Source organism: Pseudomonas oleovorans subsp. oleovorans, assembly GCF_002197815.1.
GTDB classification, from domain to species: Bacteria; Pseudomonadota; Gammaproteobacteria; order Pseudomonadales; family Pseudomonadaceae; genus Aquipseudomonas; species Aquipseudomonas oleovorans.
In genome coordinates this window covers 86,549-93,955 of sequence record NZ_NIUB01000020.1, presented here as the reverse complement: position 1 = coordinate 93,955, position 7,407 = coordinate 86,549, and the positions used below count along the sequence as shown (strand labels likewise).

Annotated in this window: 7 protein-coding genes; 4 read left to right on the top strand and 3 right to left on the bottom strand. The window is 62.3% G+C overall.

From position 1 onward, the window contains the following. Positions 1 to 176: 176 nt before the first annotated feature. Both folK and folB read right to left on the bottom strand, forming a co-directional pair. Positions 177 to 710 carry a 2-amino-4-hydroxy-6-hydroxymethyldihydropteridine diphosphokinase gene (gene folK / locus PSOLE_RS13675; RefSeq protein ID WP_074856348.1) on the bottom strand — a complete coding sequence of 178 codons (534 nt, stop codon included), beginning with the start codon at positions 708 to 710 and terminating at the stop codon, positions 177 to 179. Beyond that, complete coding sequence (folB, locus tag PSOLE_RS13670; protein WP_074856350.1) at positions 701 to 1,057, bottom strand: dihydroneopterin aldolase; 357 nt, start codon at positions 1,055 to 1,057, stop codon at positions 701 to 703. Before folB ends, folK begins: the two co-directional genes overlap by 10 nt. Before the next feature lie 74 nt (positions 1,058 to 1,131). Here folB and plsY point away from each other — a divergent pair, with 74 nt between their 5' ends. After that, positions 1,132 to 1,701 carry a glycerol-3-phosphate 1-O-acyltransferase PlsY gene (gene plsY / locus PSOLE_RS13665; RefSeq protein WP_074856351.1) on the top strand — a complete coding sequence of 190 codons (570 nt, stop codon included), beginning with the start codon at positions 1,132 to 1,134 and terminating at the stop codon, positions 1,699 to 1,701. Positions 1,702 to 1,794: 93 nt separating this feature from the next. Here the strand turns inward: plsY and tsaD are convergent, their stop codons facing one another. Next, a complete protein-coding gene (tsaD, locus tag PSOLE_RS13660; RefSeq protein ID WP_074856353.1) occupies positions 1,795 to 2,820 on the bottom strand; it encodes a tRNA (adenosine(37)-N6)-threonylcarbamoyltransferase complex transferase subunit TsaD in 1,026 nt (341 codons plus the stop codon). Between the two features lie 203 nt (positions 2,821 to 3,023). Between tsaD and rpsU the strand changes: the two genes are divergently transcribed. The 3 genes from rpsU (at position 3,024) to rpoD (ending at position 7,304) form a co-directional block, all read left to right on the top strand. After that, complete coding sequence (gene rpsU / locus PSOLE_RS13655; protein WP_003290642.1) at positions 3,024 to 3,239, top strand: 30S ribosomal protein S21; 216 nt, start codon at positions 3,024 to 3,026, stop codon at positions 3,237 to 3,239. A gap of 146 nt (positions 3,240 to 3,385) precedes the next feature. Then, positions 3,386 to 5,389, top strand: coding sequence for a DNA primase (gene dnaG, locus PSOLE_RS13650; protein WP_074856354.1), 2,004 nt, complete (start codon positions 3,386 to 3,388; stop codon positions 5,387 to 5,389). A 67-nt stretch (positions 5,390 to 5,456) separates the two neighbouring features. Beyond that, positions 5,457 to 7,304 (top strand): RNA polymerase sigma factor RpoD, encoded by a 1,848-nt coding sequence (gene rpoD / locus PSOLE_RS13645; RefSeq protein WP_003463551.1) that lies wholly within the window; start codon positions 5,457 to 5,459, stop codon positions 7,302 to 7,304. The last annotated feature ends 103 nt before the right edge of the window (positions 7,305 to 7,407 follow it).

The window sequence follows — 7,407 nt, the reverse complement described above, 5'->3', positions numbered from 1 at the left end:
ATTCATCATGGCTCAAGGCTAACGCCTTATCAGAAGTCGAATATACGGAAGCAGTCGTACCTAGGTTCAGAGGCAGATTATTTCACTGGCAAAACGGGAGGAGTCCATATACGGATGCAATCCGGGGCGATTCCGAGGCCACCTCCCCGGATTGCATTGAGGCTACGAAGAGCGGGCTACGAAGAGCGCGTCTGTAGCAACTCTGGCGGCGTCAACTCGGTGCCACGCCACTGGAATGCCGCTGGCCACAACTGCTGATCGATCTGCGCCGAGGCCCACAGCTCGGCGAACGAACGACCATCGACAGGGTGCTGCAGTTGCGGCGCCAGCAGCGCCAGCGGCCAGAGTACGAAGGCGTTCTTGAGAATCTCCGCGCGCGGCAGGATCAGGCCGTTGAAGTTGCCGACCTGCTCGCCAAACAGCAGCACATCGATATCCAGCGGCAAGCCCTTGCGATCCGGTGCATAGCGGCCATTGTCGGCCTCGATGAATTTCAGCCGGCGATCCAGCTCCAGCAGTGACAGCTCGGTATCGCCAACTACCACCAGATTGAAGAAGTTGCCGCTCTTGATGCCCACCGCATGGCTTTCGAACACCGGCGAGCAGCGCATATCACTGAGCAACCCCGCCAGTGCATCGAGGCCGGCAACGAGGTGTGGCTCACGCTCGATATTGCTGCCAAGGCCGAGAAAGACCCGAGTCAGAGACATCCGCGCTCGATCTCCACACCCACGCCGCCGCGTGCGGCTGGCACTGCGCCGGGCTTGGTCAGCTTCAGACGCATCCAGGGAATGTTGAACTCGTCCATCAGGGTCTGCACCAGCCGTTCGGCGAAGGTTTCGACCAGGATGAACTGCGACTCGGCCGCAAAGGCCTGAATGCGCGTGGACACGCTGGCGTAGTCGAGTGCCAGGTTGAGGTCATCACCGGCGGCGGCCGGACGATTGTCCCAGGCCATCTGCAAGTCCAGGCGCAGGCACTGGCGAATGTCGCGCTCCCAATCGTAGGCGCCGATCACCGTGTCGACTTCCAGCCCCTCGATAAATACTCTGTCCACCGCACTCTCCGCGCCACGACAAGGGCGCTGCACCTCGTTAGAATCGGGCCACCCCATGCCCTGGAATGGCCACCATGTTCTGGCTTCTGGCAATCCTTGCCTACTTGCTCGGTTCGCTGTCCTTCGCCATCCTGCTCAGCCGACTTGCCGGCGGGCCGGATCCGCGCGCCAGCGGCTCGGGCAACCCCGGCGCCACCAACATGCTGCGGGTGGCCGGCAAGAAGCTCGCCGTCATGACGCTGATCGGCGACCTGTTCAAGGGTCTGCTACCGATCCTGATCGCCAAGCTGCTCGGCCTCAGCCTGCACCAACAGGCCTGGATCGGCCTGGCGGCCGTCGTCGGCCATCTTTACCCGCTGTACTTCCGTTTTCGTGGCGGCAAGGGCGTCGCCACTGCCGCCGGCATGCTGCTCGGCCTCTATCCGCCCGCCGCCTTGCTCGCCCTGGCCGCCTGGGCGCTGGTATTTCTGCTGACCCGCACCAGCTCGCTGGCCTCACTGATCGCCACGCCGCTGACGCTGCCGCTGCTGGCCTGGCAACAACCGGCTGCCTTGCTGCCAGCCTGCGTGCTGACCGGGCTGATCGTCTGGCGCCACCGTCACAATCTTCGCGACCTTTTCGCCGGACGCGAGCGGCGTTTTTGACTGAAAAACAAAACCTGTAGGAGCGAGCTCTGCTCGCGAACCGAAAAGCTTCGCGAGCAGAGCTCGCTCCTACGCGTAAATTCCAACGAGAGCTCAAATCGCCGGCAGCGACTCCATCGGCCAACGCGCCTGCACCTTGATCGCCAGATCCTCATGCTGCCCGGCCAGCAAACGCTGGCACCCGGCGTAGGCGATCATCGCACCGTTGTCAGTGCAAAAACGCGGACGCGCGTAGAACACCTTGCCCTTCATTTCGCCCAGCATGCGCTCCAGATGCTCACGCAGCGCCTTGTTGGCACTCACGCCACCAGCGATGACCAGGCTGTTCAACCCGCTCTGCTTGAGCGCGCGCTTGCACTTGATGGTAAGAGTCTCAACCACCGCCTGCTGGAAGGCCAGCGCGATGTCGCGACGGGCTTGGTCGAGGTCGTCACCGCTGTCGCGGCATTGCTGCCAGGTATTGAGCGCAAAGGTCTTGAGGCCGCTGAAGCTGAAATCCAGCCCCGGGCGATCGGTCATCGGCCGCGGGAAGACGAAGCGCCCCGGCGCGCCCTGCTCGGCCAGCTTGGCGATTTCCGGACCACCCGGGTAATTCAGTCCCATCAGCTTGGCGGTCTTGTCGAAAGCTTCACCGGCAGCGTCGTCCAGGGACTCGCCGAGCAACTGGTACTGGCCGATGCCATCGACTCGCACCAACTGAGTGTGCCCACCAGAAACCAACAAAGCGACGAACGGAAAGGCCGGCGGCTGCTCTTCCAGCATCGGTGCCAGCAGGTGACCTTCCATATGGTGCACACCGACGGCCGGCACGCCCCAGGCAAAAGCCAGCGCCTGAGCGCAGGAGGCACCGACCAGCAGCGCGCCGACCAGGCCGGGGCCTGCCGTGTAGGCCAGGGCGTCGATATCGCTGGCCTGCTTGCCGGCCTCATCCAGCACCTGGCGGATCAGCGGCAGCATGCGTTTGACGTGATCGCGTGAGGCCAATTCCGGCACTACGCCGCCGTAGACGCGATGCAGGTCGATCTGGCTGAACAGGGCGTCAGCCAGCAGGCCACGCTCACTGTCATAGAGCGCGACGCCGGTTTCATCGCAGGAGGTTTCCAATCCCAGTACGAGCATGGAGCTTGAGCCTTGATTTGCCGCGTGGAACAAAGGCGCGCATGATAAGCGCCGCCCGGCGGAGCGGCCAGCGCTTTTCGATCAGAGGCCTTTGCATTCCTCGGCTCGAGGGGGTAACATCCGCAACCCTTAAAAACCGACGCATCCCGAGCCAACTGCCGGGCAAGCGTTGAAACCGGTAATTGAAGATAGGTACGACCTGGATGCCAGCCGTCAAAGTTAAAGAGAACGAACCCTTCGACGTAGCCCTGCGTCGTTTCAAGCGCTCCTGCGAAAAAGCCGGTGTACTGGCTGAAGTCCGTAGCCGCGAATTCTACGAAAAGCCTACCGCTGAGCGTAAGCGCAAAGCCGCTGCCGCTGTTAAGCGTCACGCCAAGAAAGTTCAGCGCGAGCAGCGTCGCAGCGTTCGCCTGTACTAATACCGTACACGCAACGCTCGAATGCCCGGCCCTGGCCGGGCATTGCATTTGAAAGACTCCGCCTCGCACCTTAGCGAGTGAGCGGAGTTTTTGCTTTTCTACCAATCGTTGTCCCGCGTTCGCGCCGGGCAGTATGCTGAGCGCCTATGGCCGGCCTGATCCCGCAATCCTTCATCGATGACCTGCTCAACCGCACCGACATCGTCGATGTGGTGAGCTCGCGCATCCAGCTGAAGAAGACCGGCAAGAACTACAGCGCCTGCTGTCCTTTCCACAAGGAAAAGACCCCCTCCTTCACCGTCAGCCCCGACAAGCAGTTCTACTACTGCTTCGGCTGCGGCGCCGGCGGCAACGCGCTCGGCTTCGTCATGGACCACGATCAACTGGAGTTCCCCCAAGCGATCGAGGAGCTGGCCAAACGCGCCGGCATGGATGTGCCGCGCGAAGAGAGTGGCCGCGGACACAAACCCAGACAGCCCGTCGACTCACCGCTCTACCCGCTGCTCAATGCCGCTGCCGAGCACTATCGCCAGGCACTGAAAAGCCATCCTCAGCGCAAATACGCGGTGGACTACCTCAAGGGTCGCGGCCTGACCGGCGAAATAGCCCGCGACTTCGGCATCGGCTTCGCCCCGCCCGGCTGGGACAATCTGCTCAAGCAACTGGGCGCCGACGCCCTGCAGCAGAAAGTCATGATCGACGCTGGCCTGCTGATCGAGAACGCCGAGAACGGCAGGCGCTACGACCGCTTCCGCGACCGCATCATGTTCCCCATCCGCGACAGCCGTGGCCGGGTGATCGCCTTCGGCGGCCGCGTGCTGGGTGACGACAAGCCCAAGTACCTCAATTCGCCGGAAACCCCGGTGTTCCACAAAGGCCAGGAGCTCTACGGCCTGTACGAGGCGCGCAAGCACAACCGCGATCTCGACGAGATCATGGTGGTCGAAGGCTATATGGACGTCATCGCCCTGGCCCAGCAAGGTCTGCGCAACGCCGTGGCAACCCTGGGCACGGCCACCAGCGAAGAGCACCTCAAACGCCTGTTCCGCATCGTGCCCAGCGTGTTGTTCTGCTTCGACGGCGACGCCGCTGGCCGCAACGCCGCCTGGCGCGCCCTGGAGTCGACCCTGCCCAGCCTGCAGGACGGTCGCCGCGCACGCTTCCTGTTCCTGCCCGATGGCGAAGACCCGGACACCCTGGTGCGCGCCGAGGGCACCGATGCCTTCCGCGCACGCATCAACCAGCACGCACAACCGCTGGCAGACTACTTCTTCCAGCAACTGTGCGAAGAAGCCGACCCGCGCTCACTGGAAGGCAAAGCACACCTGGTGACCCTGGCCGCGCCGCTGATCGACAAGATCCCCGGCAACAACCTGCGCGCCCTGATGCGCCAGCGCCTGAGCGAGATCACCGGCCTTTCCGGCGAAGCACTGAGCCAGGTCGCTGGCAGCGCACCGCGCAGCCACGCACCGAGCGCCAGCAGCCAGACGCCCAGCAGCGATTACCCGGATTATGGCGACATCCCCGATAGCGCCTACTACGACTCACTGCCGGACGTCGGCGGCTACGAGCAGCCAGCACCACCCCGGCAGCACTACGAGCGCAGCAGCGAAAGCGGCAAAGGTAGCTGGAAAAAGGATGGCGACGGCAAGTGGAACAAGAAGGGCAAGGGCGATTTCGCACCACGTGCCCCGCGCACTGCCGTGAGCGTCGAATCACCGCACCTGATCGCCCTGCGCACGCTGCTGCACCATCCACACCTGGCGCAGAAGGTCGAAGATGTCAGCCATTTCGCCGACGAAGACGACACCTACGCTCAGCTTCTCGTGGCCTTGGTCGGTGCTCTGCAGAAAACGCCCAACCTGCGTTCGCTGCAACTGATCGCCCGCTGGCACGGCACCGAACAAGGTCGCCTGCTGCGGGCGCTGGCGGAGAAGGAATGGCTGATTCAGGGTGACAACCTTGAACAGCAGTTTTTCGACACCATTACTACACTTGCAAATAGTCAATCGCAGAGGCGGCGTGAAAAGGCGCTCCGCAGCATCATTCATAAAAGCCCCAGCGAGCTCACAGACGAGGAGAAGACATTGCTCAGAGAGCACTACAGCTTGACCTCCTCGCAGAGCAGCAAGCCCCCAACTGGTGCCTAAAGCCAAAACCGAGGTATAATCCTCGGCTTGTTTTCAGCCCGCCAAGACCTTCAGTGGATAGGGTGTTATGTCCGTAAAAGCGCAACAGCAATCTCGTATCAAAGAGTTGATCACCCTGGGTCGTGAGCAGAAGTATCTGACTTACGCAGAGGTCAACGACCACTTGCCTGAGGACATTTCAGATCCTGAGCAGGTGGAAGACATCATCCGCATGATCAATGACATGGGGATCCCGGTACACGAGAGTGCTCCGGATGCAGACGCCCTGATGCTGGCCGATGCCGACACCGACGAGGCTGCAGCCGAAGAAGCCGCTGCCGCCCTCGCCGCCGTCGAGACCGATATCGGCCGCACCACTGACCCGGTGCGCATGTACATGCGCGAAATGGGTACCGTGGAACTGCTGACCCGCGAAGGCGAGATCGAAATCGCCAAACGCATCGAGGAAGGCATCCGCGAAGTCATGAGCGCCATCGCTCACTTCCCCGGCACCGTCGACGGCATCCTCGCCGAGTACACCCGCGTTACCACCGAGGGCGGCCGCCTGGCCGAAATCCTCAGTGGCTACATCGACCCGGATGACGGCAGCGTACCCGACGAAGCCGCCGCCCCAGTTCCCGTCAAGGAAGGTGCCGCTGCTGAAGCAAGCGACGAAGAAGAAGAAGACGAGAGCGGCGACGACGAGGAAGAAGAAGGCGATGGTGGCCCCGACCCGGAAGAAGCGGCTCGCCGTTTCACTGCCGTTGCCGAGCAGCTGGAAAAAGCCCGCAAGGCGCTGAAGAAGCATGGTCGTGGCAGCAAGCAGGCCATCGAAGAGCTGGCCACCCTGGCCGAGCTGTTCATGCCGATCAAGCTGGTGCCCAAGCAGTACGACGCCCTGGTCACCAAGGTGCGCGACGCCCTCGACCGTCTGCGTGCGCAAGAACGTGCCATCATGCAGCTGTGCGTACGTGATGCGCGCATGCCACGTGCCGACTTCCTGCGTCTGTTCCCGGGCAACGAAATCGACATGGATTGGGCCGCCAACCTGGCCAAGGGCAAGGCCAAGTACGCCGAGGCCATTGGCGCTCTGCAGGCCGATATCCAGCGCTGCCAGCAGAAGCTCGCCGACCTGGAAGCCGAGTGCAACCTGACCCTGGCCGAGATCAAGGACATCAACCGACGCATGTCCATCGGCGAAGCGAAAGCCCGCCGCGCCAAGAAGGAAATGGTCGAGGCCAACCTGCGCCTGGTCATCTCCATCGCCAAGAAGTACACCAACCGCGGCCTGCAGTTCCTCGACCTGATCCAGGAAGGCAACATCGGCCTGATGAAGGCGGTAGACAAGTTCGAATATCGTCGCGGCTACAAGTTCTCGACCTACGCCACCTGGTGGATTCGCCAGGCAATCACCCGCTCGATCGCCGACCAGGCGCGCACCATCCGTATTCCGGTGCACATGATCGAGACGATCAACAAGCTTAACCGCATCTCCCGTCAGATGCTGCAGGAAATGGGTCGCGAGCCCACTCCGGAAGAGCTGGGTGAACGCATGGAAATGCCCGAGGACAAGATCCGCAAGGTATTGAAGATCGCCAAAGAGCCGATTTCCATGGAAACCCCGATCGGCGACGACGAAGACTCGCACCTGGGCGACTTCATCGAGGACAGCACCATGCAGTCCCCGATCGACGTAGCCACGGTCGAAAGCCTCAAGGAAGCCACTCGCGAAGTGCTGGCCGGCCTCACTGCCCGTGAAGCCAAGGTCCTGCGCATGCGCTTCGGTATCGACATGAACACCGACCACACCCTCGAGGAAGTCGGCAAGCAGTTCGATGTCACCCGTGAGCGTATCCGTCAGATCGAAGCCAAGGCGCTGCGCAAGCTGCGCCACCCGACGCGAAGCGAGCATCTGCGCTCCTTCCTCGACGAGTGATACCAGAACCCCCGGCCCAGGCCGGGGGTTTTGCTTTCTTGGCAGCACGCCCGATCACTCGCCAGCCAAAGGCAGCGCAGACGCTGCAATCAAACTGCCATCC